Origin of the sequence: Pseudomonas sp. VA159-2 (assembly GCF_024126635.1) — a bacterium.
Taxonomy (GTDB): domain Bacteria; phylum Pseudomonadota; class Gammaproteobacteria; order Pseudomonadales; family Pseudomonadaceae; genus Aquipseudomonas; species Aquipseudomonas muyukensis.
In genome coordinates this window covers 12,582-38,265 of sequence record NZ_JAMYBV010000033.1, presented here as the reverse complement: position 1 = coordinate 38,265, position 25,684 = coordinate 12,582, and the positions used below count along the sequence as shown (strand labels likewise).

22 protein-coding genes and 2 tRNA genes are annotated in these 25,684 nt (G+C 63.7%); 5 read left to right on the top strand and 19 right to left on the bottom strand.

Annotation, left to right across the window (positions count from 1 at the left end):
* Positions 1 to 2 precede the first annotated feature (2 nt).
* From NJG22_RS22345 to alaS, 5 genes are all read right to left on the bottom strand, one after another.
* Positions 3 to 76, bottom strand: a tRNA-Arg gene (locus tag NJG22_RS22345).
* A gap of 61 nt (positions 77 to 137) precedes the next feature.
* Positions 138 to 228 (bottom strand) — tRNA-Ser (locus NJG22_RS22340).
* 72 nt (positions 229 to 300) lie between these two features.
* On the bottom strand, positions 301 to 489 hold the full coding sequence (gene csrA / locus NJG22_RS22335) for a carbon storage regulator CsrA (RefSeq protein ID WP_003254503.1): 189 nt from the start codon (positions 487 to 489) through the stop codon (positions 301 to 303).
* A gap of 167 nt (positions 490 to 656) precedes the next feature.
* Positions 657 to 1,892 carry an aspartate kinase gene (locus tag NJG22_RS22330; RefSeq protein ID WP_253097758.1) on the bottom strand — a complete coding sequence of 412 codons (1,236 nt, stop codon included), beginning with the start codon at positions 1,890 to 1,892 and terminating at the stop codon, positions 657 to 659.
* 83 nt (positions 1,893 to 1,975) lie between these two features.
* Complete coding sequence (gene alaS, locus NJG22_RS22325; RefSeq protein ID WP_253097757.1) at positions 1,976 to 4,600, bottom strand: alanine--tRNA ligase; 2,625 nt, start codon at positions 4,598 to 4,600, stop codon at positions 1,976 to 1,978.
* 348 nt (positions 4,601 to 4,948) lie between these two features.
* On the opposite strand from alaS, the gene NJG22_RS22320 reads away from it, so the two are divergent.
* Positions 4,949 to 6,043: a M91 family zinc metallopeptidase gene (locus NJG22_RS22320; RefSeq protein WP_253097756.1), complete on the top strand. Its 1,095-nt coding sequence runs from the start codon at positions 4,949 to 4,951 to the stop codon at positions 6,041 to 6,043.
* Between the two features lie 4 nt (positions 6,044 to 6,047).
* Here NJG22_RS22320 and astE read toward each other — a convergent pair whose 3' ends face one another.
* The 13 genes from astE to acs form a co-directional block, all read right to left on the bottom strand.
* Entirely contained in the window at positions 6,048 to 7,055 is a 1,008-nt protein-coding gene (astE, locus tag NJG22_RS22315; protein ID WP_253097755.1) for a succinylglutamate desuccinylase, read from the bottom strand.
* Positions 7,056 to 7,065: 10 nt separating this feature from the next.
* Positions 7,066 to 7,353: a topoisomerase II gene (locus tag NJG22_RS22310; protein ID WP_253097754.1), complete on the bottom strand. Its 288-nt coding sequence runs from the start codon at positions 7,351 to 7,353 to the stop codon at positions 7,066 to 7,068.
* Between the two features lie 16 nt (positions 7,354 to 7,369).
* Positions 7,370 to 8,719, bottom strand: coding sequence for an N-succinylarginine dihydrolase (gene astB / locus NJG22_RS22305; RefSeq protein ID WP_253097753.1), 1,350 nt, complete (start codon positions 8,717 to 8,719; stop codon positions 7,370 to 7,372).
* A 23-nt stretch (positions 8,720 to 8,742) separates the two neighbouring features.
* On the bottom strand, positions 8,743 to 10,206 hold the full coding sequence (gene astD, locus NJG22_RS22300; RefSeq protein WP_253097752.1) for a succinylglutamate-semialdehyde dehydrogenase: 1,464 nt from the start codon (positions 10,204 to 10,206) through the stop codon (positions 8,743 to 8,745).
* The gene (astA, locus tag NJG22_RS22295; protein WP_253097751.1) at positions 10,207 to 11,235 is read right to left on the bottom strand and encodes an arginine N-succinyltransferase; all 1,029 of its coding nucleotides are present in this window, start codon (positions 11,233 to 11,235) and stop codon (positions 10,207 to 10,209) included. It abuts the gene before it with no gap.
* Positions 11,236 to 11,290: 55 nt separating this feature from the next.
* The gene (gene aruF / locus NJG22_RS22290) at positions 11,291 to 12,310 is read right to left on the bottom strand and encodes an arginine/ornithine succinyltransferase subunit alpha (RefSeq protein WP_253097750.1); all 1,020 of its coding nucleotides are present in this window, start codon (positions 12,308 to 12,310) and stop codon (positions 11,291 to 11,293) included.
* A gap of 140 nt (positions 12,311 to 12,450) precedes the next feature.
* Positions 12,451 to 13,671 carry an aspartate aminotransferase family protein gene (locus tag NJG22_RS22285; RefSeq protein ID WP_253097749.1) on the bottom strand — a complete coding sequence of 407 codons (1,221 nt, stop codon included), beginning with the start codon at positions 13,669 to 13,671 and terminating at the stop codon, positions 12,451 to 12,453.
* A gap of 326 nt (positions 13,672 to 13,997) precedes the next feature.
* The gene (gene argR, locus NJG22_RS22280) at positions 13,998 to 14,978 is read right to left on the bottom strand and encodes a transcriptional regulator ArgR (protein WP_253097748.1); all 981 of its coding nucleotides are present in this window, start codon (positions 14,976 to 14,978) and stop codon (positions 13,998 to 14,000) included.
* 103 nt (positions 14,979 to 15,081) lie between these two features.
* Entirely contained in the window at positions 15,082 to 15,846 is a 765-nt protein-coding gene (locus NJG22_RS22275) for an ATP-binding cassette domain-containing protein (protein WP_011534967.1), read from the bottom strand.
* A 22-nt stretch (positions 15,847 to 15,868) separates the two neighbouring features.
* Positions 15,869 to 16,567 (bottom strand): ABC transporter permease, encoded by a 699-nt coding sequence (locus NJG22_RS22270; RefSeq protein WP_253097747.1) that lies wholly within the window; start codon positions 16,565 to 16,567, stop codon positions 15,869 to 15,871.
* Positions 16,564 to 17,253: an ABC transporter permease gene (locus NJG22_RS22265; RefSeq protein ID WP_028691070.1), complete on the bottom strand. Its 690-nt coding sequence runs from the start codon at positions 17,251 to 17,253 to the stop codon at positions 16,564 to 16,566. The genes NJG22_RS22270 and NJG22_RS22265 overlap by 4 nt, the downstream gene beginning before the upstream one ends.
* 91 nt (positions 17,254 to 17,344) lie before the next feature.
* The gene (locus NJG22_RS22260; RefSeq protein WP_253097746.1) at positions 17,345 to 18,130 is read right to left on the bottom strand and encodes an ABC transporter substrate-binding protein; all 786 of its coding nucleotides are present in this window, start codon (positions 18,128 to 18,130) and stop codon (positions 17,345 to 17,347) included.
* Between the two features lie 495 nt (positions 18,131 to 18,625).
* Positions 18,626 to 20,587: an acetate--CoA ligase gene (gene acs / locus NJG22_RS22255; protein WP_217849102.1), complete on the bottom strand. Its 1,962-nt coding sequence runs from the start codon at positions 20,585 to 20,587 to the stop codon at positions 18,626 to 18,628.
* A gap of 406 nt (positions 20,588 to 20,993) precedes the next feature.
* Between acs and NJG22_RS22250 the strand changes: the two genes are divergently transcribed.
* Positions 20,994 to 21,248: a DUF2790 domain-containing protein gene (locus NJG22_RS22250; RefSeq protein ID WP_134690915.1), complete on the top strand. Its 255-nt coding sequence runs from the start codon at positions 20,994 to 20,996 to the stop codon at positions 21,246 to 21,248.
* Positions 21,249 to 21,462: 214 nt separating this feature from the next.
* On the opposite strand, the gene NJG22_RS22245 is transcribed toward NJG22_RS22250, so the two are convergent.
* Positions 21,463 to 23,022 (bottom strand): sigma-54-dependent transcriptional regulator, encoded by a 1,560-nt coding sequence (locus tag NJG22_RS22245; protein ID WP_253097745.1) that lies wholly within the window; start codon positions 23,020 to 23,022, stop codon positions 21,463 to 21,465.
* Positions 23,023 to 23,278: 256 nt separating this feature from the next.
* Here NJG22_RS22245 and phhA point away from each other — a divergent pair, with 256 nt between their 5' ends.
* Genes phhA through NJG22_RS22230 form a run of 3 tightly spaced genes read left to right on the top strand, consistent with a single transcriptional unit; the run spans position 23,279 to position 25,655 of the window.
* Positions 23,279 to 24,067 carry a phenylalanine 4-monooxygenase gene (gene phhA / locus NJG22_RS22240; RefSeq protein WP_217849106.1) on the top strand — a complete coding sequence of 263 codons (789 nt, stop codon included), beginning with the start codon at positions 23,279 to 23,281 and terminating at the stop codon, positions 24,065 to 24,067.
* Between the two features lie 38 nt (positions 24,068 to 24,105).
* Complete coding sequence (locus NJG22_RS22235) at positions 24,106 to 24,462, top strand: 4a-hydroxytetrahydrobiopterin dehydratase (RefSeq protein ID WP_062574779.1); 357 nt, start codon at positions 24,106 to 24,108, stop codon at positions 24,460 to 24,462.
* Entirely contained in the window at positions 24,459 to 25,655 is a 1,197-nt protein-coding gene (locus NJG22_RS22230; protein ID WP_253097744.1) for an amino acid aminotransferase, read from the top strand. Before NJG22_RS22235 ends, NJG22_RS22230 begins: the two co-directional genes overlap by 4 nt.
* Positions 25,656 to 25,684: the final 29 nt, after the last annotated feature.

The window sequence follows — 25,684 nt, the reverse complement described above, 5'->3', positions numbered from 1 at the left end:
GGCGGACTCAGGAGGATTCGAACCTCCGACCGCTCGGTTCGTAGCCGAGTACTCTATCCAGCTGAGCTATGAGTCCGTGTCTTGCTGCTGCAGTTCGCCAAAACGATTTATCCGTTTATAGCGCCCTGCGCGAATAATGGCGGTGAAGGGGGGATTCGAACCCCCGATACCCTTATGAGGTATACTCCCTTAGCAGGGGAGCGCCTTCGGCCACTCGGCCACCTCACCGCAACACGAGGCGAATATTAAACACACCCTTCCTCGTTTGCAACCCTTTTTTTGAAAAAAACTTCAAAAAAATTAAAGGCTTGGCTCCTCGTCCTTCTCTTTCTTGATCCGCAGGTAGATTTCCTCACGGTGAACGGCCACTTCTTTAGGCGCGCTTACGCCAATACGCACCTGGTTGCCTTTGACACCCAGGACCGTCACGGTGATCTCACCGTCACCAATGATCAGGCTCTCGGCGCACCGACGAGTCAGAATCAGCATAGTTTTCTCCTCACATGAATCTTCAGGGACAACAGTCTTAAAAACAGGGCCTGGCCGGGGACGACGGCCTGGGCCCAGGTCAACCCGCCAGCGGCGCCTGGACAGGAGCACCACCAGCGGCCAGAAACACGAAGGGCGCGGCAAGCCGCGCCCCTCCAGGCAGCGTGTCACTCACCCTGTCGGGCGGGAGCGTCGAGCTCGAACGCGGTGTGCAGCGCGCGCACGGCCAGCTCCAGGTACTTCTCTTCGATAACCACCGAGACCTTGATCTCGGAGGTGGAGATCATCTGGATGTTGATGCTCTCCTTGGCCAGGGCTTCGAACATACGGCTGGCAACGCCCGCGTGGGAGCGCATGCCGACGCCGACGATCGATACCTTGGCAATCTTGGTGTCGCCGATCACTTCACGCGCGCCGATCTCGCGGGCGGTGTTTTCCAGCACGCTCAGCGCCTTCTCGTACTCGTTGCGGTGCACGGTGAAGGTGAAGTCGGTGGTGTTATCGTGCGAAACGTTCTGCACGATCATGTCCACTTCGATGTTCGCGGCGCTGATCGGGCCGAGGATCTTGAACGCAACACCTGGGGTGTCCGGGACGCCACGAATGGTCAGCTTGGCCTCATCGCGGTTGAAGGCGATACCGGAAATGATCGGCTGTTCCATGGATTCCTCTTCATCGATGGTAATGAGGGTACCCGGACCCTCCTTGAAGCTGTGCAGCACGCGCAGCGGGACGTTGTACTTGCCGGCGAACTCCACCGAACGGATCTGCAGTACCTTGGAGCCGAGGCTGGCCATTTCCAGCATCTCCTCGAAGGTGATCTTCTCCAGGCGCTGGGCCTGGGGCACGACACGCGGGTCGGTGGTGTAGACGCCGTCGACATCGGTGTAGATCTGGCATTCATCGGCCTTCAGGGCCGCCGCCAGGGCCACGCCGGTGGTGTCGGAACCGCCACGCCCGAGGGTGGTAATGTTGCCGTGCTCGTCGACACCCTGGAAACCGGCCACCACCACCACGCGCCCGGCCTTGAGGTCGGCACGGATCTTCTGGTCGTCGATCTGCAGGATGCGCGCCTTGTTGTGCGCGCTGTCGGTGAGGATGCGCACCTGGTTGCCGGTGTAGGACACCGCCGGCACGCCGCGCTTCATCAAGGCCATGGACAGCAGGGCGATGGTGACCTGCTCGCCGGTCGAAACGATCACGTCCAGCTCACGCGGCTCCGGCTTGTCGGAGATCTGCTTGGCCAGGTCGATCAGGCGGTTGGTTTCCCCGCTCATCGCCGACAGCACGACCACCAGGTCGGTGCCTTGCTCGCGGAATTTCTTGACCTTGTCGGCAACCTGCTCGATCCGCTCGATGGAACCGACAGAGGTACCGCCAAATTTCTGTACGATCAACGCCATTTCAAAGGTGCCTCAGCCCACAAGGGCCCCAAAAAACAATCCAACATGAAGCGGCCGGTGACTAGACCACCGGCCGCCCCATCTCAAAGACCCTGCTCGGCGAACGGCACGGCCAGGGCCAGGGCCTGGTCCAGCGCGGCGACGTCGACGCCACCCCCCTGGGCCATGTCCGGACGACCACCGCCCTTGCCACCCACCACTGCAGCGGCTTGCTTCATCAGATCGCCGGCCTTGAGTTGGCCGGAGAGGTCCTTGGTCACGCCAGCCACCAGCACGACCTTGCCCTCATGCTCGCTGCCCAGCAGGATCACTGCATGGCCGAGCTTGTTCTTCAGTTGATCGACGAGCGCCAGCAGGGCCTTGCCATCCTGCCCATCCAGGCGGGCGGCGAGAACCTTGGCACCCTTGACCTCAACGGCCGCGTTGGAGAGATCATCCCCGGCGGCGCTGGCGGCCTTGGCCTGCAACTGCTCGAGCTGCTTTTCCAGCTGGCGGTTGCGCTCAAGCACAGCCGACAGCTTGTCGATCAGGTTGTCGCGATTGCCCTTGACCAGTTGCGCGGCTTCCTTGACCTGCTCCTCGGCAGCGTTCAGGTAGGCCAGCGCGGCGGCGCCGGTGATCGCTTCGATACGGCGCACGCCAGAGGCCACGCCGCCTTCGCTGGTGATCTTGAACAGGGCGATGTCGCCGGTGCGCTTGGCGTGGATACCGCCGCACAGCTCGACGGAGAAATCACCGCCCATGCTCAGCACGCGCACGGTGTCGCCATACTTTTCACCAAACAGCGCCATGGCGCCCTTGGCCTTGGCGGTCTCGATATCGGTCAGCTCGGTTTCCACCGGCGTGTTCCTGCGCACCTCACGGTTGACGATGTCTTCCAGGGCCTTGATCTGCGCAGGCGTCACCGCCTCGAAGTGGCTGAAGTCGAAGCGCAGGCGCTGGCTGTCGACCAGCGAGCCCTTCTGCTGCACGTGCTCGCCCAGGACCTGGCGCAGCGCTTCGTGGAGCAGGTGGGTGGCCGAGTGGTTCAGCGAGGTGGCGTGCTGCACCTCGGCATCGACCTTGGCCTGAACCGGCGAGCCGATGACCAACGCGCCGCTGGCGACCACGCCGTGGTGCAGGAAGGCGCCGCCGGTCTTGGTGGTGTCGCGCACGTCGAAGCGCGCAGCGCCCGCCTGCAGGTAGCCGGTGTCGCCGACCTGGCCGCCGGACTCGGCGTAGAACGGCGTGCGATCGAGCACGACCACGCCCTCCTCGCCTTCGCCCAACTGGTCGACCGACTGGCCATCCTTGTACAGGGCGACGATCTTGCCCTGGCCTTCGGTGGCGTCGTAGCCGAGGAAGTCGGTGGCGGTGTCGACCTTGACCAGGCTGTTGTAGTCCATGCCGAAGGCACTGGCGGAACGGGCACGCTCACGCTGGGCCTCCATCTCGCGCTCGAAGCCGGCTTCGTCGATGGTCAGCTCGCGTTCGCGGGCGATATCGGCGGTGAGGTCCATGGGGAAGCCGTAGGTGTCGTACAGCTTGAACACCACGTCGCCCGGTACCACCTTGCCCTGCAACTGGGCCAGGTCCTGCTCGAGGATGCGCAGGCCCTGCTCGAGGGTCTTGGCGAACTGCTCTTCCTCGGTCTTGAGCACGCGCTCGATGTGCGCCTGCTGGCCCTTGAGCTCTGGGAAGGCCTCACCCATCTCGGCCACCAGTGCGGCGACGATCTTGTGGAAGAAGCTGCCCTTGGCGCCCAGCTTGTTGCCGTGGCGGCAAGCACGACGAATGATGCGGCGCAGCACGTAGCCGCGACCTTCGTTCGACGGCAGCACGCCATCGGCGATCAGGAAGCCGCAGGAACGAATGTGGTCGGCGACCACTTTCAGCGACGGCTGGTCATCGTTGCTGCAGCCAATGGCTTGGGCAGCGGCGGCCAGCAGGCTCTGGAACAGGTCGATCTCGTAGTTCGAATGCACGTGCTGCATCACCGCACTGATGCGCTCCAGGCCCATGCCGGTATCCACCGACGGTGCCGGCAACGGGTGCAGGACGCCGTCGGCGGTGCGGTTGAACTGCATGAAGACGTTGTTCCAGATCTCGATGTAGCGGTCGCCGTCTTCTTCCGGCGAGCCGGGTGGGCCGCCCCAGATGTCGGCGCCGTGGTCGTAGAAGATCTCGGTGCACGGGCCGCACGGGCCGGTGTCGCCCATGGTCCAGAAGTTGTCGGAGGCGTACGGGGCGCCCTTGTTGTCACCGATGCGCACCATGCGCTCGGCCGGCACGCCGACCTCCTTGGTCCAGATGTCGTAGGCTTCGTCGTCGCTGGCGTAGACGGTGACCCAGAGCTTTTCCTTGGGCAGGTTCAGCCACTTGTCCGACGTCAGGAAGGTCCAGGCGAAGGTGATGGCATCGCGCTTGAAATAGTCGCCGAAGCTGAAGTTGCCCAGCATCTCGAAGAAGGTGTGGTGACGGGCGGTGTAGCCGACGTTTTCCAGGTCGTTGTGCTTGCCGCCGGCACGCACGCACTTCTGGCTGCTGACCGCGCGGGTGTAGGCGCGCTTTTCCTGGCCGAGGAAGCAGTCCTTGAACTGGTTCATCCCGGCGTTGGTGAACAGCAAGGTCGGGTCATTGCCCGGGATCAGGGAGCTGGAGGCAACGCGAGTATGTCCCTGCTCTTCGAAGAAGCGGAGGAAGGCTTCACGGATTTCTGCGCTTTTCATAGGTTCTTCCACGGAAACGGCGGCCACACGTCGAATCGACGAAACGACGGCAAAGGGCCGCATTATATCGGTCCTGCAGTCTCGGTGCAGTGGGTTTGTGCGATAGCGACCGCCAATTGGGCGGTTTATTGGGCTAAAACGAGTGAAACGACATGACCGCGATGCTAAAGCCAGCGTTTCGCTACTGGCAAGCCAATTACCGCCCAGGCGGTAGGAAAATGGAATAGAGGGTGAATTAAATACCTTTCATGAACGATTGGATCCCGTTCCAGGTGTTATCGGAATACCGCACCGACACCCAGGCACCCCCTTAGCGTGTAGGCTCATTCCTCTAGAAGACAGCGCCCCATGAGCCTCGACACCCTCAAGGTCATTCGACCTGCACAAGCCACCACAGACACCTTTGCATTGCCCTACGAAGACCACCTTGTTGCAGTGGAACGCGTCGCGGATCAATTGTTGATCAACGCGCAGCCAGGGGTCAGCGAAGTACTGGTGGATACACGACCGCAAGCGCTCAGCGTTCAGATTGCCAGCACGCGCTACGACCTGGCGCTACCCGCCCTGCATACCGCGATACTAAGAACCGGAAATGGTCCTGACAGCGTGCATGTGAAGGCCGACCCAAGCAGCAGGCTCATTGTCGAAACCACCGCAGGCAACGACAAGATTCGCCTGGAAGGCAAGCAGGCACCAGGCGACACGTCGCAGCGCCCAGGAGGCCGAGTGATCGTGGCAACCGGCAGCGGTGACGACCACATCATCGTCACTGGCCTGCGGCGGGTGCAGATTCATGCTGGCGAGGGCAACAACCTGATCTACAGCAGCGCCGGGCACACCTGGGTCAACACCGCAGAAGGCGATGACACAGTGATCGTGGGGACGGGCCAGCTGACACTGGCGCCGGCCAGCACTCCGGCCTTGCCGGCGCACTATGCGCACAGGTTCAAGATCGAAGGTGACACCCCCTACCTCGAGCAAATGACGCGACTCCTGCAGCAACTGCACGCAAGCCCGACCGCATCACGATTGCTCCAGGACCTGGCCGCCAGGAAGGTCACCGTCACCCTGCGCTACACACCTGTGACGGACAATGCCTTCGCAGGTTTCGACAGCCGACTCGGCGATCCCAGGATCAAGGCCAACGGTCAACGCGGCGATCGAATCCTGCACAGCGAGATCCTGTTCAACCCGCTCATGCAAGTCCCCGGTGCCACCCCGCTGATCGCGCTGTATCACGAACTTTGCCATATCTGGAACTACGCCACCGGCAGCGTTGCAGGAGAAGGTGAGCTGCAAGCCGTTGGGCTGGCGACCGGCGAAGCGCCATTCGATTTCGATGACGACCCCACAACCCCGGATACCGCGAGCAATCCGGCCCCCTTCAACGAGAACGCGTTACGTGCGGAAATGGGCCTGCCACCGCGCCTGAGCTATCGCTGAGCGCTCAGGCCAGCGCGCTGTCCTTGGCCGGTACGATCAGGATGCCGGCCCGCAGCCCATTCTTCACCTTGGGGTTGGGGAAGATGATCCGCGCGCCCTCCTCCTCGACCACCCAGCGCGTCTCGGCCAGGTCCTCGGCCAGCAGGTAGCCCTTGCTCAGCTCGGAGAAGTTCTCGATGTCCGCCGGCAGGTGCAGGTGGAAGCTGTCGCTGTGCTTGATGATCTCGCGGGCGACGCTGAACAGCTTGAGGCCGTCCAGGCTCTGTTCGGTCTGGGGCTCGGTGTTTTCGATGAGGTGGACCAGGCGCGCTTCGAGCTTGTCGAGGTTGACTTGCTCGTTCTGCCCGAAGGGGCGGGCCTTGCCCAGCTCCAGGGTGAAGGCTTCGGCGTCGAGCTGTTCGTAGGTGAACGCGCTGAAGGTGATCGACGACTTGCTCTGCAGCAGCACCGCCTCCATGCCGGCCGCCGCCAGGCGGGCCAGCTCGCGACGGGAGTGCTTGCGCCCTTCCTTGTAGGGATACAGGGCGAACTGCTCGATCTTCGAACCGCGGATGGCGGTATGCAGGTCGTAATGCAGGCGCGCGCGCTCGGGCTTGCTGAAGAACACCCGGGCGAACTGCTCGAGCTCGGCGGCGCGCAGCGCCTCGAAGCCGCTGGAAAGCTCGTGTCGACCATTGAACAGGCGGTTGATGTCCTGTTCGATGAAGCGCTCGCCCTTGCGGATCGCCGGCGGATTGCCAAACAGGAACAACACCCGCGCGCGCGGCTTGATGGAGCCATCGGCCACACCGTGCAGGAGTTTTTCCAGCAACTCGATCGGCGCCGTCTCATTGCCATGGATACCGGCCGACAGCAACAGGTCGAGGCCACTGTCCTCGGCCTCGGGCGGACGCACTTCCAAGGCGCCCTCCCCCAACCAGCGCAAACGCACGCCCCTGGGCGTCACTTGGGTCTTCTCGGCCGGTTCGTGATCGGTCAGGGTCAGCTCAAGCAGTTTGCCAAGGGCGAGCATGGGCGCTTCCTTAGTGGTGGTGGCCGCAGTCCGGGCCGTGGACGTGGTCGTCTTCACCGGCATCGGCCGGCTCCATCTCCAGTTGCAGGCTGACCAGGTTGGTGGCCATCGGGCGCAACAGCAGGTTGGCGTACTCGGTGTCGTCTTCCTCGACATCCACGCCGATCAGCAGTTGGCCGCGGCCATCTTGCTGAATCCATACTTCCTTGCCTTGCCAGACAACGGCAAAGCGGGTGCAGGAGGTTTCCAGCTGGGTGCCGTCTTCATCTTCCAGGATCAGGCGCAGGGCGTCGGACATTAGGGTGTTCTCTCTATCAAGGTTGGCGTTGGAACGGATAGACCGAGCCCAGCTTGAGAATCTGGGTCAGCTCATCCAGTGCCGTGCGGCATTCCACCAGCAACTGCGGGTCGGCCAGGTCCGCCTCGCCGAGGCGATCACGGTAGTGCTTGTCGACCCACTGCACCAGGGTGTCGTACAGCGAGGCAGTCATGATAACGCCTTGGTTGACCGCCGCCAGCTCCGATTCCTTCAGCGCCACGCGCAGGCGCAGGCAAGCCGGGCCACCGCCGTTCTGCATGCTCTGCTTGAGGTCGAACACCTTGACCTCGCGCACCGGGCCGCCTTCGCTGGTCATCTGGCCCAGGTAGGCCCAGACGCGCTCGTTGTTGCGGCACTCCTCCGGCACCACCAGCAGCATCGAGCCGTCGGCGCGGCTGAGCAACTGGCTGTTGAACAGGTAGGAACGCACCGCGTCCTCCACCGTCACCGCCGAACGCGGCACGCAAATGGCCTGGAACTGGCCTCCCTTGCTGGCCAGTTTAGCTTGCAGCTGGCCAAGCACCGCGTCGGTCTCGAGGAAGGCGTCCTCGTGGTAGAACAGCACCTCGCCGTTGCCCACCGCGATCACGTCGTTGTGGAACACGCCCTGGTCGATCACCGCCGGGTTCTGCTGAGCGTAGACCACGCCATCGTCGCGCAGGCCGTGCAGGCGAGCGACAGCCTGCGAGGCCTCCAGGGTCTGGCGCGCCGGGTACTTCTGCGGCGCGGGATAGCGACTGTCGAAAGCGCTGCGGCCATAGACGAAGAACTCGACGCCGGCATCGCCGTAGGCGCGACAGAAGCGGGTGTGATTGGCCGCGCCTTCGTCGCCGAACTGGGCCACCGCCGGCAGCGCCTCATGGTGGGCGAAGACCTTGTCATCGCTGAACATGGCGCCCAGCACGCGACTGGTGGTCGGGTGCTCGATGCTGCGGTGGTATTTGCAGTTGAGGTTGGCGGCAGTGAAGTGCACGCGGCCATCGGCCGTGTCGGCGCTGGGGCTGACGGTGGCGGCGTTGGCCACCCACATGCTCGAGGCCGAGCAACTGGCCACCAGCAACGGCATGGCCTCGGCTGCGGCGCGCTGGATCACCTCGGCATCGCTGCCGGTAAAGCCCAGGCGGCGCAAGGCTGCCACGTCCGGGCGCTCCTGCGGCGCCAGCACGCCCTGCTGGAAGCCCATCTCCATCAGCGCCTTCATTTTCGCCAGGCCCTGGCGCGCCGCCTCGCGCGGGTTGGAACCCTGCTGGCTGTTGCTCTGCGAGGCCACGTTGCCGTAGGACAAGCCGCCGTAGTTGTGGGTCGGCCCCACCAGGCCATCAAAATTCACTTCGTAGGATTTCATCGGCAAGGCTCCGAGACCTGTTGTTATAGGGTGACGCCCGGCGTCAGGGTCGCCGGCAGTGCAAGGCTCGCGGTCTCCAGCGAGGCCACGGGGTAGGCGCAGTAGTCCGCCGCGTAGTAGGCGCTGGCACGATGGTTGCCGCTGGCACCGACACCACCGAAGGGCGCGCTGCTGGCGGCGCCGGTCAACTGCTTGTTCCAGTTGACGATGCCGGCGCGGCTGCGCAGCCAGAAATGCTGGTAGCGGGCGTTGGAGTCCGACAACAGGCCGGCGGCCAGGCCGTACTGGGTGTTGTTGGCTTCAGCGATCGCCGCGTCGAAATCGGCATAGCGGATCACCTGCAGCAGCGGACCGAAGAACTCTTCGTCCGGGCGTTCGGCCACCGCGCTGACATCGATGATGCCGGGTGTCAGCAAGGCGGCATTGGCCTGGGGCTGGGTCATTGGCAACAGCGCCACGGCGCCCTTGCCGAGCAGTTCGGCCTGGGCCGCCAGTAGCGCGTTCGCGGCTTGCAGCGAGATCACCGAGCCCATGAACGGCGCCGGTTGCTGGTCGAAGGCGCCGACGCTCAGACCACGGCTCACCTGCACCAGGCGCGCGAGCAACTGGTCGCCCCAGGCGCCCTGGGGCACCAGCAGGCGGCGCGCGCACGTGCAGCGCTGGCCGGCGGAGATGAAAGCCGACTGGATGATGGTGTACACCGCCGCGTCGAGGTCCTTGACCTCGTCGACCACTAGCGGGTTGTTGCCGCCCATCTCCAGCGCCAGGATCTTGTCCGGACGACCGGCGAACTGCTGGTGCAGCAGGTTGCCGGTGCGACTGGAGCCGGTGAAGAACAAGCCGTCGATACCTGGGTTGGCGGCCAGCGCCACGCCGGTTTCCCGAGCACCCTGGACCAGGTTGAGCACACCCGCCGGCAAACCGGCCTCGACCCAGCACTGCACGGTCAGCTCGGCGACCTTCGGGGTCAGCTCGCTGGGCTTGAACACCACGCAGTTGCCGGCCAACAGTGCCGGCACGATATGCCCGTTGGGCAGGTGGCCGGGGAAGTTGTACGGGCCGAACACGGCGACCACGCCGTGGGGCTTGTGCCGCAGCACGGCGGTGGCGTCGGCCAGCGGGCCGCTCTTCTCGCCGGTGCGCTCGCGGTAGCTCTGCACCGAGATGGCGACCTTGTTGACCATGCTGGTCACTTCGGTGGCCGACTCCCACAGCGGCTTGCCAGTTTCTTCACCGATGCAGCGCGCCAGCGCCTCGGCACGTGCCTTGAGCTTTTCGGCAAAGGCCTCGAGCACGCCGATACGCGCATCCAGGCTCAACGAGGCCCAGGTCGGGAACGCCTGGCGGGCAGCCTGAACGGCAGCCTCGACCTGGACGGCATCGGCGCCTTGTCCTTGCCAGACCACTGCCTGGGTGACGGGATTGAGCGACTGCAGGGCTTCACCCTGGCCGGCCAGCCAGTGGCCTGCGATGTAATGCGTGTTCATTTACTGGGCCTCCCGACCGGCGGACAGCGGCACGGCGCGCACATTGTCGCCAGCGCCCAGGCGCAGGCGCTTGGCGGTCTGCGGATCGACCACCAGGGTGCCGGCGGCGAGGCGCGCCGGTGCGGCGGTGATGCGGCAGTCTTCGCGCTTGCGGTTGTGGATGATGTAGGGGGTGGCGTCGTCGCCCGGGGTGCCGACGGCCAGCACCAGGGTCTCGCTGTCACGCACGGCGCGGATTTTCGAAGTCTCGCACTCGATGGCCGGGCCTGCATCGAAGATGTCGACGTAGCCCTGGTAGTTGAAGCCTTCGCGCTTGAGCATGGCCAGCGCAGGCTCGGTGTCGGTGTGCACGCGACCGATGACGTTGCGCGCCGCTTCCGAGAGGAAGCAGGTATACAGCGGGAACTTGGGCATCAGCTCGGCGATGAACGACTTGTTGCCAACGCCAGTGAGGTAGTCGGCCTGGCTGAACTCCATCTTGAAGAAGTGCCGGCCCAGGCTCTCCCAGAACGGCGAACGGCCCTGCTCGTCGGACATGCCGCGCATCTCGGCGATGATCTTGTTGCCGAACAGCTCGGGGAATTCGGCGATGAACAGCATCCGCGCCTTGGACAGCAGGCGACCGTTGAGGCCGCTGCGATGGTCGCCGCGCAGGAACAGCGAGCACAGCTCGGAGTTGCCGGTCAGGTCGTTGGCCAGGAACAGGGTCGGGATCTCGCGGTAGATCTTCAGCTCCTGCGAAGCGCTGACGGTCAGGCCGACCCGGTAGTTGTACCAGGGCTCGCGCAGGCCGACGGCGCCGGCGATGGCGCTGATGCCGACCACCAGGCCTTCGTCGTTCTCCAGCACGAACAAGTAGTCGGTATCACCCCGCTCGGCCTCGCCACGGAAGCTTTTCTCGGCCCAGCCAACCCGCTGGCCAAGGCGCTCCTCGTTGGCCGGGAGCGTGGTCAGCCCAGTGGTGCCGGTGCTGCGAGCCAATTCGATCAGCGCGGGTAAATCGCTGCTGCGTACAGGACGAACGATCATGCTATCTCCTTGTGCGGCGGCCTGCGCCTGCCGCGAAACTCTCTGTTGCGGCTAATCAGACCGCGACCAGGCGCACGCTGGCGCCTTCGCCGACACCCAGGGCCTCGAGGGCCTCAGTGCTCAGGCTCACCGGTTTGCCCGGCACCCAGTCCAGCTCCAGCAGCACCGCGCGGTAGTCCTGCAACTGGCCGTTGCACACCAGGTACGGGCGACCGCCCTTGGCCGCGGCGTCGTCGAGCTTGACCGGCACCACGCGGCTCTGGGCGATCGAGCGGATGCCCGAGGTGCGCGCATGCAGGGTCGGGCCACCGTCGAAGATGTCGATGTAGTGCTCGGTCTCGAAGCCTTCGCGCATGAGGATGTCGAAGGTGATCTGCGCCCGCGGGTGCACTTGGCCCATGGCCTCTTGCGCGGCGTCGTCCAGCAGCGGCACGTAGATCGGATAGTGCGGCATCAGCTCGGCGAGGAAGGTGCGGCTCTTCAGGCCGCACAGGCGCTCGGCGTCGGCGTAGTTGAGGTCGAAGAAGTTGCGCCCGATGGCATCCCAGAACGGCGACTCGCCCTGTTCGTCGCTGAAACCGACGATTTCGGTGACCACCGAATCGGCGAAACGCTCGGGGTGCGCAGCCATGAACAGCAGGCGACCGCGCGAGTTGAGCTCGGCGAAGGCGCTGTTGACCAACTCCGGCAGCACGTAGAAGCTGGTCAGCAGGCTGTTGCCGGTGAGGTCGTGGCACAGCGACAGGACGTGGATCTTGTTGTGGATCTTCAGCTCGCGCGAGGCGTGTACGAAGGTCTCGTTACGGAAACTGTAGAACGGTTCGGAATAGCCGGCCGAGGCGACGATGGCCGAGCACCCGACCAGCTTGCCGGTGGCGCTGTCCTCGAGCACGAAGAAATAGCTCTCTTCGCCGTTGAAGCTCACTTCGGCGGCGAACGAGGTTTCCGAGGCGGCGATCTTGTCGCCCAGGCGAGCGGTGTCATCCGGCAGCGAGGTGACACCAATGGGGCTGTCGGCAGCCATGCGCTGCACTTCGTTCAGATCCGCCATTTGCGCGGGGCGCATCACCAGCATGGTGTCACTCCTTTCGGGAAAGCGCGCCGATCACACCGGCACGGAAAAACCACGGGCACGCGCCACTACCTGCAAGCAGGCCCGCATTGGAATTCAGGTATCGCCGACCCAGGCCGCAACCCGGGTCGACGAGGGGTAGATCAGCCTTGCGTCAGCTTGCGCACGGCGCGCTCGAAGCGTGCCAGGCCTTCGTCGATGTCGGCGTCCTCGACCACCAGGCTCGGGGCGAAGCGCACCACGTCCGGGCCGGCCTGCAGCACCATCACGCCTTCTTTTTCGGCGGCATTGAGGATGTCCTTGGCCTTGCCTTTCCAGGCGTCGCTCAGCACACAGCCGATCAGCAGGCCAACGCCACGCACCAGGGTGAACAGGCCGGTGTCTTGGCCAATTTTCTCCAGGCGGACCTTGAAGCGCTCATGCTTGGCCTTGATGCCCGCCAGGGTTTCCGGCGTGTTGACCACATCGAGCACGGCGCAAGCGACGGCACAGGCCAGCGGGTTGCCGCCGTAGGTGGTGCCGTGGGTGCCGACGGCCAGGTGCTTGGCCAGGTCGCTGGTGGTCAGCATGGCGCCGATCGGGAAGCCGCCCCCCAGGCTCTTGGCGCTGGTGAGAATGTCCGGGGTGACGCCGTAGTGCTGGTAGGCATACAGCGAGCCGGTACGGCCGACGCCGGTCTGCACTTCGTCGAAGATCAACAGGGCATTGTGCTCGTCACACAGCTTGCGCGCGCCTTCCAGGTAGGCTTTATCGGCCGGGACCACGCCGCTCTCGCCCTGGATCGGCTCGATGACCACGGCGCAGGTCTTGTCGCTGATCTGCGCCTTCAGCGCTGCCAGGTCATTGTACGGCACATGGCTGATGCCAGTGATCTTCGGGCCGAAACCGTCGGAGTACTTCGGCTGGCCGCCGACGCTGACGGTGAACAGGGTGCGGCCGTGAAAGCTGTTCACGGTGGCGATGATTTCGTGTTTTTCGGGGCCGAAGCGGTCGTGGGCGACGCGACGGGCCAGCTTGAAGGCGGCCTCGTTGGCTTCGGCGCCGGAGTTGCAGAAGAACGCGCGCTCGGCAAAGGTGGCGTCCACCAGCTTGTGCGCCAGGCGCAGCGCTGGCTCGTTGGTGAATACGTTGGAGACGTGCCACAGGGTGTTGGCCTGTTCGGTCAGCGCCTTGACCAGCGCCGGGTGGCAATGGCCCAGGGCGTTGACAGCGATGCCGCCGGCAAAGTCGATCAGTTCGCGCCCGCTCTGGTCCCACACGCGGGAGCCCTCGCCTCGCACAGGAATGAAGGCCGCCGGGGAGTAGTTGGGGACCATGACCTGGTCGAAATCGGCACGTTGCACCGGGGCTTGCTCAACGGACATCTGAGTCTCCTGAAGAGGAACGCTGGCCTGGAAGTGGCGAGCGATGGAGGGATTGTAAGGACTGATCGGCGCCTGTCCTTGCTGCCAGGCGACAACTTGTTACAGCGCCAAACCCTGTTTTTGCAAGGTTTTCGGCAATGCGACAAACAGTGTCGCAATCGCGCAGTGTAACGGGAGGACAGGGTCGCGGGGAGAGGCTCAACGAGAATTGGGTGAACGGGTGTTCACACGTACAAACCTCATTGCGCGGCAAGCCCGCTCCCACACAAAGCAACCCGTGGCAGCGGGCTCGCCCCACGATAACGCCTTTGCAGGAAAGAAAGCCTTCAGCTGCGCTCGGCCGGCGCCGAACTCAGCTCGAACGGGCTGCTGCTGCGGCGCTGGTTGCGATCCTCGCGCGGCGTGGCGCCGAAGAAGTTGCGGTACGCGCTGGAGAAGTGCGGCCCGGAGGAAAACCCGCAGGACAGCCCGATCTGGATGATCGACTTGCTGGTCTGCATCAGCATCTGCCGCGCCTTGTTCAGGCGCAGTTCGAGGTAATACTGGCTGGGCACGCGGTTGAGGTACTGCTTGAAGATCCGCTCCAGCTGGCGCCGCGACACGCACACATGCTGGGCGATCTCGTCAGTGGTCAACGGTTCTTCGATATTGGCCTCCATCAGCAGCACCGCCTGGGTCAGCTTCGGATGGCTGGAACCCAGGCGGTTTTGCAGCGGAATGCGCTGGCGCTCACCCCCCTCGCGAATACGCTCGACCACCAGCTCTTCCGACACCGCGCCGGCCAACTCGGCACCGTGGTCGCGGGCCAGCACCGCCAGCAGCAGGTCGGTCACCGCCATGCCGCCACAGGCGGTCAGCCGGTCCCGGTCCCAGTCGAACAGATGGCTGGTGGCAATCACCTTGGGGAAACGCTCGGCGAAGTCGTCTTGCCAGCGCCAATGCACCGCGGCGCGGTAGCCATCGAGCAGGCCCAGCGCCGCCAGCGGGTACACCCCGGCGGACAGCCCGCCGATCATGCAGCCGCCGCGCGCCAGCTGCTTGAGTGCGCTCGACAGCGCCGAACCGATGGCCGCCGGAGGCTCATCGGCCAGCAGGAACAGCTTGTGACAGCCCTCCAGGCGGCCGCTCCACGCCTCGCCCGGCAAACGCCAGGCACCTTCCTGCGTCGCCTCGGCCTGTAGATAGGCGAGCTCGTAGACCACATCCGGATGTACCCGCTGGGCCACCAGCAACACCTCTTCCGCCAGCGCCAGGGTCAGCGGCTTGGTGCCGGGCCAGATGAGAAATCCGATTCGCTGGGTGGTCATAGGGCGTGGTCCAAAACCTGGAAAGGAAGGTTCGCGCTCGTGGCGCCGGGGCATGCAACGTGCGTTGCGCAGCATGCCCCATCATGGTGCAAAAGTGCAGCCTTTACTTGAGGCTGCCAGACAGGAACTGCTTGAGGCGCTCGGACTGCGGGTTGACCAGCACCTCGCGCGGGCAGCCGCGCTCTTCGACCAGGCCCTTGTGCAGGAACACCAGCTGGTTGGAAACTTCGCGGGCGAAGCCCATCTCGTGGGTGACCACGACCATGGTGCGGCCTTCCTGGGCCAGCGACTGCATGACCTTGAGCACATCACCCACCAGCTCCGGGTCGAGCGCCGAGGTCGGCTCGTCGAACAGCATCACTTCAGGCTCCATGGCCAGGGCACGGGCGATCGCCACGCGCTGCTGCTCACCGCCGGACATGTGCCCTGGGAAGGCATCCTTGCGATGGGCGACGCCCACCTTGGCCAGATAATGCTCGGCCTTCTCCAGCGCTTCTTTCTTGTTCACGCCCAGCACATGCACCGGCGCCTCGATGACGTTCTCCAGCGCGGTCATGTGCGACCACAGGTTGAAGTGCTGGAACACCATCGACAGGCGCGAGCGCATGCGTTGCAGCTGCTTGGGGTCGGCGGCCTTGAGCGCGCCGTCCTTGCCGGCCACCAGCTTGAGCTCTTCGTTGTTGAGCAGGATCTTGCCCGCATGCGGCTGCTCGAGCAGGTTGATGCAGCGCAGGAAGGTCGATTTGCCCGAGCCGCTGGAGCCGATGATGCTGATCACGTCGCCCGCCTTGGCCTCGAGGGAGACGCCCTTGAGCACCTCGTGGCTGCCGTAGCGCTTGTGCAGGTCTTGGATTTGCAGTTTGTACATGCTGTCGGTTCTCACAGAGCGGTCAGTGCTTGCGCGGCGCCAGGTAGCCGAGCCAACGGCGTTCGGCCAGCTTGAACAGGCGCACGAGGATGAAGGTCAGGCACAGGTAGAACACGCCCGCCGTGATATAGGCCTCGAAAGGCAGGTAGTACTGGGCGTTGACCGTGCGCGCGGCACCGGTGATGTCGATCAGGGTGACGATCGACGCCAGGCTGGTGGTCTGCAGCATCATGATCACTTCGTTGCTGTACTGCGGCAGCGCCCGGCGCAACGCCGAGGGCAGCAGGATGCGGCGGTACATCTTCATGCGCGACATGCCGATGGCCTTGGCCGCCTCGATCTCGCCATGGGGCGTGGCCTTCAGGCTGCCGGCGATGATCTCGGCGGTGTAGGCACTGGTGTTGACGGCGAAGGCCAGGCAGGCGCAGAAGGTCGCGCTGGACAGCCACGGCCACAGGAAGCTCTCGCGCACCGCCTCGAACTGGGCCAGGCCGTAGTAGATCAGGAACAGCTGCACCAGCATCGGCGTGCCGCGAATCACATAGGTGTACAGCCAGGCGCTCAGGTTCACCAGCGGCTGCTTGGACACCCGCATCAGGCCCAGCGGGATGGCCGCCAGCAGACCGAAGAACAGCGACAGCGCCAGCAGCTTGAGGGTGGTCAGCAGCCCGCCGATGTATAGCGGCAGCGCCTCCCAGATCACGTTGTAGTCGAAGATCATAGTTCAGCCGCCTTGACGCCCACCGAGTAGCGCTTCTCGAGATACTTCAACGCCAGCAGCGAGACACTGGTCAGCACCAGGTACAACGCCGCCACCGCCAGGAAGAAGGTGAAGGGTTCGCGGGTGGCGTCGGCCGCCTGCTTGGCCTTGAACATCATGTCCTGCAGGCCGACCACGGAAATCAGCGCGGTCGCCTTGGTCAGCACCAGCCAGTTGTTGGTGAAGCCCGGGATCGCCAGGCGAATCATCTGCGGCACCATGATCCGGAAGAACACCTGCACGCCGCTCATGCCATAGGCGGCACCGGCCTCTGCCTGGCCCTTGGGAATACCCAGGAAAGCGCCGCGGAAGGTTTCCGACAGGTACGCGCCAAAGATGAAGCCCAGGGTGCCGATGCCGGCCACCAGCGGGTTCAGGTCGATGTAGTCGTCATAGCCGAGCAGCGGCGCCACCCGGTTGATGATGTCCTGGCCACCGTAGAAGATCAGCAGGATCAGGACCAGGTCGGGGATGCCACGAATGACCGTGGAGTACAAATCCCCCAGCCAGGCCAGCCAGCGCACCGGCGACAAGCGCAGCGCCACGCCGATCAGGCCGAGGACGATGGCCAGGGCCATCGACGACAGGGCGAGCTGTAGCGTCAGCCACGCCCCGTCGAGGATGACTGCCCCATAGCCTTTCAACATGATTGGGATTCCTCAGGGCTTGGGAATGAAAAATGGTGCAAACCTCAGAGCTTCTGCTGTTTGCACCATTGCACAGGTGAAACGCGACGGATTACTTCGCGTCTGGACCGTAGATATCGAAGTTGAAGTACTTCTTCTCGATCTCTTTGTACTTGCCGTTGGCTCGGATCGCGTCGATGGCCGCGTTGATGCGCTCGGCATTGGCCTTGTCACCCTTGCGCACGGCAATGCCGACGCCATCACCGAAATACTTGGTGTCGGTGAAGGCGGGGCCGACGAAGGCGAAGCCCTTGCCAGCGTCGGTTTTCAGGAAGCCGTCCTCGAGCAGCGTGGCATCGGCCACGGTGCCGTCCAGGCGACCAGCGGCGACGTCCAGGTAGATTTCGTTCTGGGTGCCGTAAGGCACGACAGTGGCACCCTGAGCGGCCAGGACTTCCTTGGCGAAGCGATCATGGATCGAGCCGCGCTGCACGCCGATCTTCTTGCCTTTGAGCTCGACCAGGCTGTCGCTGACGGCGGTGCCGTCCTTCATCACCAGCCGAGCCGGGGTCAGGTAGTAGCGCTTGGTGAAGTCGACCGACTTCTTGCGGTCGTCGGTGATCGACATGGACGACAGGATGGCATCGATCTTGCGCACTTTAAGGGCTGGGATCAGGCCGTCGAATTCCTGCTCGACCCAGGTGCACTTGGCCTTCATCTGCTCGCACAGGGCGTTGCCGATATCGTAGTCGAAGCCGGCCAGGCTGCCGTCGGGCTGCTTGAAGGCGAAGGGTGGGTAGGCAGCCTCGATACCGATCTTCAACGGCTTCTCATCGGCCTGCGAGACCAGGGAAAACACGGAAAGCGCCAGGGCGCCAAGCAGTGCGAGCTTCTTCATCAGGTAACTCCATCGGTACGGGGCAATACAAGGCAGTTGTAACGGCTGCCCGATATGCGAATGGTTACAACGCGAGCCGCGCAGGGTTCGACCAAGGTCGCAGACCACGAGCGAGTGAGTGGCATTTTAGCGACAGCCCGGTAGTCGATATTTCTTCAAAGCGACAACTAGTTACAGAAGCGCCTGGAACCGCGGCGGGCGATATTGACAGCTCCTGCAGATTATGCAAGAGCAAAAAAGAAATAACCCATACACAAAGCAATAAGCGGGCCCATTATTCGCAAACCCTTGTATTCCGGCAAGCGCAGCATGCCTGGATGCAAGAAATGCTGTCAGAAACGTGGCTTTTTCGCACATGAATGTTTCTGGATGCCCCGATTTTGTGCGAATTGGGTGACAACAAGGGTTACCGATGAATGTCGGCGTAACACCCTTTCAGTAAAGCAAAAACCCCGCCGGCTGCCCGGCGGGGTTTCAGTTGCTCCGCGACCGTACTCAGGCCGACGCCAGGCTCATTGCCTTGTGGGTATCGATCAGGTGCTGCACCACGCCAGGGTCGGCCAGGGTCGAGATATCGCCCAAGGCGTCGTATTCGCCGGTGGCGATCTTGCGCAGGATCCGGCGCATGATCTTGCCCGAGCGAGTCTTCGGCAGCCCCGGCGCCCACTGGATCACATCCGGCGAGGCGATCGGGCCGATCTCCTTGCGCACCCAGTTCTTCAACTCCAGGCGCAGTTGCTCGCTGGGCTCCTCACCGGCATTGAGGGTGACGTAGACATAGATACCCTGCCCTTTGATGTCGTGCGGCACGCCCACCACTGCGGCCTCGGCGACCTTCGCATGGGCGACCATGGCGCTCTCGATCTCGGCGGTACCCATGCGGTGGCCGGACACGTTGAGCACATCGTCCACCCGGCCGGTGATCCAGTAGTAGCCATCCTCGTCGCGACGAGCGCCATCACCGGTGAAGTACATGCCGCGGAAGGTCTTGAAGTAGGTGTCGACGAAGCGGTCGTGATCGCCGTACAGCGAACGCGACTGGCCCGGCCAGGAATCGAGAATCACCAGGTTGCCTTCGGCGGCACCCTCGATCAGGTTGCCCAGGTTGTCCACCAGCGCCGGCACAACGCCGAAGAACGGGCGGGTCGCCGAGCCCGGCTTGAGGCCGGTGGCGCCCGGCAGCGGGCTGATCAGGATGCCGCCGGTCTCGGTCTGCCACCAGGTGTCGACGATTGGGCAACGCTCCTTGCCGACGGTCTTGTAGTACCAGTTCCACGCTTCGGGGTTGATCGGCTCGCCCACCGAGCCCAGCAGGCGCAGGCTGGAGCCATCGGCACCGGCCACCGCCGCCTCGCCCTCGGCCATCATGGCGCGGATGGCGGTTGGCGCCGTGTAGAGAATATTGACCTTGTGCTTGTCGACGATCTTCGAAACCCGGGTGATGTCCGGGTAGTTCGGTACGCCTTCGAACAGCAGCGTGGTAGCACCGTTGGCCAGCGGGCCGTAGACAATATAACTGTGGCCGGTAACCCAGCCCACGTCGGCGGTGCACCAGTACACTTCGCCCGGGCGGTAGTCGAACACGCGCTCGTGGGTCAGCGCCGCGTACACCAGGTAACCGCCGGTGGTGTGCAGCACGCCCTTCGGCTTGCCGGTGGAGCCGGAGGTATAAAGAATGAACAGTGCCTCTTCGGCGCCCATCTCCTTGGGTGCGCAGTGGCTGGAGGCAACTTTCATCAGGTCTTCGAACCAGATGTCGCGGTGCTGGTGCCAGGCAATCTCGCCACCGGTGCGCTTGCACACGATGATCTTCTGCACGCTGTTGGTTTCGGGGTTGGTCAAGGCCAGGTCGACATTGGCCTTGAGCGGGGTGCGCCGGCCGCCACGCAAGCCTTCGTCGGCGGTGATCACCACCTTGGACTTGCAATCGATGATGCGCCCGGCCAGGGCCTCTGGCGAGAAGCCGCCGAACACCACCGAGTGGATCGCGCCGATACGGGCACAAGCCAGCATGGCGACCACGGCCTCGGGGATCATCGGCATGTAGATGGTGACCACGTCGCCGCGGTGCACGTCCTGGCCACGCAGGGCGTTGGCGAACTTGCAGACCTGTTCGTGGAGCTCGCGGTAGGTGATGTTGCGGTGCTCGGAAGGGTCGTCGCCCTCCCAGATGATCGCCAACTGGTCGCCGCGCGTTTCGAGGTGGCGGTCCAGGCAGTTGTAGGAGACGTTCAGAGTGCCGTCGGCGAACCACTTGATATCGACATGGTGGTCGTCGAACGAGGTCTGCTTGACCTTGGTGAAAGGCTTGATCCAGTCCAGACGCTGGGCCTGCTCGCGCCAGAAGCCGTCCGGGTTGATCACCGATTGCTGGTACATGGCCTTGTAGGTGGCCTCGTCGGTCAGGGTACTGGCCGCAACCTCGGGACGAACGGGATACAGTGGAGCCGCACTCATCTGTGTTACCTCGGTGTAATAGTTGTTTTTGTATGGAACCGTTTGTAACTGTACCAGAGCGGCAAACACCATTCGACGTTGGTAGTAACGCGCCACCCCAGCCACTCGGTGTTTTTGCACAACCGCTCTAGCCCATGGCATTCAGCCACTTCAGGCAAAAAAAACCGCGCAGTGCCGAGGGATTGTTACAGATTCTGTCAAAAGACTTTATCAAAACCCGCTCTGTTTCAGCCCGGGCCAGGCTCCTAGAATTCACCTCGCCAGCAACGGCAACGCGATTAACTTGGTAACAGCCCCCACGAAGGCAACGTTAATCCGTACTTCATCCTGATAGTTGAAACTTGCTGTACTCGCGGCGCCATCAGCGCCGCGTGCCCCCTCACGACCTTAGATAGGTAAATTGAAAATGAAAGCTTTACTGGTATTGGTACTTGGCAGTCTTTGCGGCGCGGCACTTGCCGGCGAGGCAAACAATGCCGAGCAGATTCCGGTTGAACAGTACAGTTATTCGCAGCACCTGGACATCGCTCGCGTTATTTCCATGAGCGAAGTACCCAATGTTTGCGAAGTTGTACCGGCACGCATGACCTACGAAGACTCCAAGGGTCAGAAGCACATTCTCGAATACCGCGTGATGGGCAACGGCTGCTCCAACGGCTAAGGCCACGGACTCAGCGCAAGGCCAGGCCGCTCCACCCCGACCGCGCCACGCGCGATCCTGCAGGAGCGGCCTTGCCGAGGCGCCGGATGGGTCGGAAAGGGCTGCGCAGCGGCCCCAGCATATCGATACTTACAGATATCGCAGGGGGCCGCGTTGCGGCCCTTTCGCGACACGAGGCCGCGCCTACAGGGCAGGCGATACCTGCCGAATAGATTCACTCCGCCGATTTGCCCAGCGCATACTCACGCAACTTGTTGGCGATCGTCGTGTGCGACACCCCCAGGCGTTTACCTAACGCGCGACTACTTGGATATTCGCTCAGCAAACTTTCCAATACCGCGCGCTCAAAACGCCCGACAATTTGCGAAAGATCACCGTCCAGTGAAAAATCGCCCAACGGCTGGCGCACGCCATAATCCGGCAAACGAATATGTTCGCTCTTTACAACACCGCCTTCACATAACGACACCGCCTGGAACAATACGTTTTCCAGTTGCCGTACATTGCCCGGCCAATGGTACTGGCCCAACTTGTCCATCGCCGCGGCGGCCAGACGCGGCATCGGGCAACCGATCTGCCGGCTGGCCTGGTCGAGGAAGTGCTGCACCAGCCCCTCCAGGCCATCCATGCATTCGCGCAGTGACGGAATGTGCAGCGACAGCACGTTGAGCCGGTGATACAGGTCCTGGCGGAACTCGCCGCGCGCGCACAACTCGGACAAGTCGACCTGGGTCGCGCAAATTACCCGCACATCCAGGTACACCTCTTCGTCGCTGCCAACCCGACGGAAGCAACCGTCCTGCAGGAAGCGCAACAACTTGACCTGCAAGCGCGGGCTCATCTCCCCTACCCCATCGAGGAACAACGTGCCGCCGGCCGTCAGTTCCAGCAAGCCGAGCTTGCCCTCGGCCCGCGCCCCCTCGAACGCCCCCGGCCCATAGCCGAACAGTTCGGTCTCGGCCATAGATTCGGGTAGGCCGGCGCAATTGAGCGCCATCAACGGCGCCTGGCCGCGCGGACTGGCCAGGTGGCAGGCACGCGCGAGCAACTCCTTGCCAGTGCCGGTCTCGCCCTCGATCAGCAGTGGCGCATCCAGTGGCGCCATGCGCCGCGCCTCGCGGACCACCGCGGCCATGACCCTTGAGCTCTGGAAGATGCTGTCGAAGCCACGCAACTCCTGCTTGCGCACGTTGTAGATCCGCTCACCGATACGGTCGGCACGGTGCAGGGTCAACACCGCACCAGCCAGGGCCTCGCTCTCGTCGTGCTCCGATTGCAGTGGCGCGATATCGGCCAGGAACACATCGCCCTTGACCTTGATGCGCAGGCCGTTGATCCGCGATTTATTGGCGCGTACCAGCTCCGGCAGGTCGAAGTCCTCGACATAGCGCGACAGCGGGATCCCCGGCACTTCGTCGACCCGCACCCCAAGCAACTGGGCCGCGCCGCGGTTGCCGGCGACGATGCTGCCGCCCATGTCGATCGACAGCACCGGGAAATCCAGCGCCCCAAGCAACGCATTGAGTTCCATGTGCCGGCGCTCGCTGGGCATCAGCCCGACACGCTTGACCCCAAACACCCCGGCGATGGCCTCGAACTTGGGCCGCAGCGCCTGGAACTGCAGGTTGATCAGGTTCGGGCAGTGCAGGTAGATGGCGTTGCCATGGTCGCCACCAACCTCGCCACGCAGCACGTTGATGCCGTACTCCACCAGCAGGTTGAGGATGTCGCGCAGGATGCCGATGCGGTTCTGGCAATGCACTTTGATACGCATGAGGAGCTCTCGAAGCGGGCAGGAATCTGTTCGGCCCGCGGAAAAGTCGTAAAGATAAGCTGACAAAATCGCCTTGAAGGCCAGCCGGATGAGCGCCATTTTCCGGGATCAGCGTACTTTTGTAAAATTATCGTTACAAAAACCCTGCAAACGGATGTCCCTATGGTAGGCAAACACCCGTGCAAAGCGCCAAGGACGGGGTTATCACTAAGGGCACGCCCTGAACATAACAAGAATGTCCTCCCAGGAGAGCCACATGAAACAGACGCAATACGTGGCCCGTGAGCCCGATGCGCACGGCTTCATCGACTACCCGCAGCAAGAGCATGCGGTGTGGAACACCCTGATCACCCGCCAGCTGAAAGTCATCGAAGGCCGGGCCTGTCAGGAGTACCTGGACGGCATCGAGCAGCTCAAGCTGCCCCATGACCGCATTCCGCAACTGGGCGAGATCAACAAGGTGCTGGGCGCCACCACCGGCTGGCAAGTCGCCCGGGTACCGGCATTGATCCCCTTCCAGACCTTCTTCGAACTGCTGGCCAGCAAGCGCTTCCCGGTCGCCACCTTCATCCGCACCCCGCAAGAGCTGGACTACCTGCAAGAGCCCGACATCTTTCACGAGATCTTCGGTCACTGCCCGCTGCTGACCAACCCGTGGTTCGCCGAATTCACCCATACCTACGGCAAGCTCGGCCTGGCCGCGACCAAGGAACAGCGCGTGTACCTGGCGCGCCTGTACTGGATGACCATCGAGTTCGGCCTGATGGAAACCGCCCAGGGCCGCAAGATCTACGGCGGCGGCATCCTCTCCTCGCCCAAGGAGACCGTCTACAGTCTTTCCGGCGAGCCCGAGCACCAGGCCTTCGACCCGATCGAAGCCATGCGTACGCCGTATCGCATCGATATCCTGCAGCCCCTGTACTTCGTCCTGCCGAACATGAAGCGCCTGTTCGACCTGGCCCACGAAGACATCATGGGCATGGTCCACCAGGCCATGCAACTGGGCCTGCACGCACCGAAATTTCCACCCAAGGCGGCTGCCTGAGCCGTCCTGTCGATAACAACTCAAAGCGGAAAACACCCATGAATGCCTTGAACCAAGCCCACTGCGAAGCCTGCCGCGCCGATGCGCCAAAAGTCACCGACGAGGAACTGGCGGTACTGATCCGCGAGATCCCGGACTGGAACATCGAAGTGCGCGACGGCCACATGGAACTCGAGCGTGTGTTCCTGTTCAAGAACTTCAAGCACGCCCTTGCCTTCACCAACGCCATCGGCGAGATCGCCGAAGCCGAAGGCCACCACCCGGGCCTGCTGACCGAGTGGGGCAAGGTCACCGTGACCTGGTGGAGCCACTCGATCAAGGGCCTGCACCGCAACGACTTCATCATGTGCGCACGCACCGACGAGGTCGCCAAGACCGCCGAAGGGCGCAAGTGATGCACTTCGCGGCCATCGGCCGGGTCCCCGGCGACCCGATCCTCGGCCTGATGGAGGCCTACGCCCGCGACGCCAACCCAGCCAAGTTCGACCTGGGTGTCGGCGTGTTCAAGGACGCCCAGGGCCTGACGCCGATTCCCGCGGCGGTCAAGCAGGCCGAGCAACGCCTGGTCGAGCGCCAGGCCAGCAAGAGCTACGTCGGTGGCCACGGTGACGCAGCCTTCGCCAGGCTGGTCAGCGAACTGGTGCTGGGCAGCGCTTCGCCGCTGCTCGCCGCCCAGCGCGCCGGCGCCACCCAGACCCCGGGCGGTACCGGCGCCCTGCGCCTGGCGGCGGAGTTCATCGCCAACTGCCTGCCGGGTCGCGGCCTGTGGCTGAGCGACCCGACCTGGCCGATCCACGAGACGATCTTTGCCGGTGCCGGCTTGCAGGTGTCGCACTACCCCTATGTGGGCGCCGACAACCGCTTGGATGTCAGCGGCATGCTCGCCGCCCTGGAGCAGGCGCCGCAAGGCGACGTGGTGCTGCTGCACGCCTGCTGCCACAACCCCACTGGCTTCGACCTCGGCCAGGAGCACTGGCGCGCGGTGCTGGAGATCGTCAAGCGGCGCAACCTGCTGCCCTTGATCGACTTCGCCTACCAGGGCTTCGGCGATGGCCTGGAGCAAGACGCCTGGGCGGTGCGGCTGTTCGCCGCCGAACTGCCGGAGCTGCTGATCACCAGCTCGTGCTCGAAGAACTTCGGCCTGTACCGCGACCGCACCGGCGCCCTGCTGGTGTGCAGCCACGACGGCGAAAAACTGCAGGACGTGCGCAGCCAACTGGCCCTGCTCGCCCGCAACCTGTGGTCGACGCCGCCAGACCACGGCGCTGCGGTGGTCGCCGAGATCCTCGGCGATCCAGCGCTCAAGGCGCTGTGGGTCGAAGAGGTCGACGCCATGCGCCAGCGCATCGCCGAACTGCGCCTGGGGCTGGTCGAGGCCCTGGCGCCACATGGCCTGGCCGAGCGCTTCGCGCACATCGGCGCGCAACGCGGGATGTTCTCCTACACCGGGCTGAACCCGGAGCAGGTGCGCCAATTGCGTGAGCGGCACAGCGTGTACATGGTGGGCACTGGCCGGGCGAACATCGCCGGGGCCGATGCCCAGCGCCTGGAGCAATTGGCTGCGGCCATCGCCGACGTCTGCCGCTGAAGCCTGAGCCGACAAGGGGCGCGCCTCGC

What these genes read in the sequence shown, in the direction of transcription:
- csrA (WP_003254503.1), bottom strand. Translation starts at nt 489, where the DNA reads ATGCTGATTCTGACTCGTCGGTGCGCCGAGAGCCTGATCATTGGTGAC.
- NJG22_RS22330 (WP_253097758.1), bottom strand. Translation starts at nt 1,892, where the DNA reads ATGGCGTTGATCGTACAGAAATTTGGCGGTACCTCTGTCGGTTCCATC.
- alaS (WP_253097757.1), bottom strand. Translation starts at nt 4,600, where the DNA reads ATGAAAAGCGCAGAAATCCGTGAAGCCTTCCTCCGCTTCTTCGAAGAG.
- NJG22_RS22320 (WP_253097756.1), top strand. Translation starts at nt 4,949, where the DNA reads ATGAGCCTCGACACCCTCAAGGTCATTCGACCTGCACAAGCCACCACA.
- astE (WP_253097755.1), bottom strand. Translation starts at nt 7,055, where the DNA reads ATGCTCGCCCTTGGCAAACTGCTTGAGCTGACCCTGACCGATCACGAA.
- NJG22_RS22310 (WP_253097754.1), bottom strand. Translation starts at nt 7,353, where the DNA reads ATGTCCGACGCCCTGCGCCTGATCCTGGAAGATGAAGACGGCACCCAG.
- astB (WP_253097753.1), bottom strand. Translation starts at nt 8,719, where the DNA reads ATGAAATCCTACGAAGTGAATTTTGATGGCCTGGTGGGGCCGACCCAC.
- astD (WP_253097752.1), bottom strand. Translation starts at nt 10,206, where the DNA reads ATGAACACGCATTACATCGCAGGCCACTGGCTGGCCGGCCAGGGTGAA.
- astA (WP_253097751.1), bottom strand. Translation starts at nt 11,235, where the DNA reads ATGATCGTTCGTCCTGTACGCAGCAGCGATTTACCCGCGCTGATCGAA.
- aruF (WP_253097750.1), bottom strand. Translation starts at nt 12,310, where the DNA reads ATGCTGGTGATGCGCCCCGCGCAAATGGCGGATCTGAACGAAGTGCAG.
- NJG22_RS22285 (WP_253097749.1), bottom strand. Translation starts at nt 13,671, where the DNA reads ATGTCCGTTGAGCAAGCCCCGGTGCAACGTGCCGATTTCGACCAGGTC.
- argR (WP_253097748.1), bottom strand. Translation starts at nt 14,978, where the DNA reads ATGACCACCCAGCGAATCGGATTTCTCATCTGGCCCGGCACCAAGCCG.
- NJG22_RS22275 (WP_011534967.1), bottom strand. Translation starts at nt 15,846, where the DNA reads ATGTACAAACTGCAAATCCAAGACCTGCACAAGCGCTACGGCAGCCAC.
- NJG22_RS22270 (WP_253097747.1), bottom strand. Translation starts at nt 16,567, where the DNA reads ATGATCTTCGACTACAACGTGATCTGGGAGGCGCTGCCGCTATACATC.
- NJG22_RS22265 (WP_028691070.1), bottom strand. Translation starts at nt 17,253, where the DNA reads ATGTTGAAAGGCTATGGGGCAGTCATCCTCGACGGGGCGTGGCTGACG.
- NJG22_RS22260 (WP_253097746.1), bottom strand. Translation starts at nt 18,130, where the DNA reads ATGAAGAAGCTCGCACTGCTTGGCGCCCTGGCGCTTTCCGTGTTTTCC.
- acs (WP_217849102.1), bottom strand. Translation starts at nt 20,587, where the DNA reads ATGAGTGCGGCTCCACTGTATCCCGTTCGTCCCGAGGTTGCGGCCAGT.
- NJG22_RS22250 (WP_134690915.1), top strand. Translation starts at nt 20,994, where the DNA reads ATGAAAGCTTTACTGGTATTGGTACTTGGCAGTCTTTGCGGCGCGGCA.
- NJG22_RS22245 (WP_253097745.1), bottom strand. Translation starts at nt 23,022, where the DNA reads ATGCGTATCAAAGTGCATTGCCAGAACCGCATCGGCATCCTGCGCGAC.
- phhA (WP_217849106.1), top strand. Translation starts at nt 23,279, where the DNA reads ATGAAACAGACGCAATACGTGGCCCGTGAGCCCGATGCGCACGGCTTC.
- NJG22_RS22235 (WP_062574779.1), top strand. Translation starts at nt 24,106, where the DNA reads ATGAATGCCTTGAACCAAGCCCACTGCGAAGCCTGCCGCGCCGATGCG.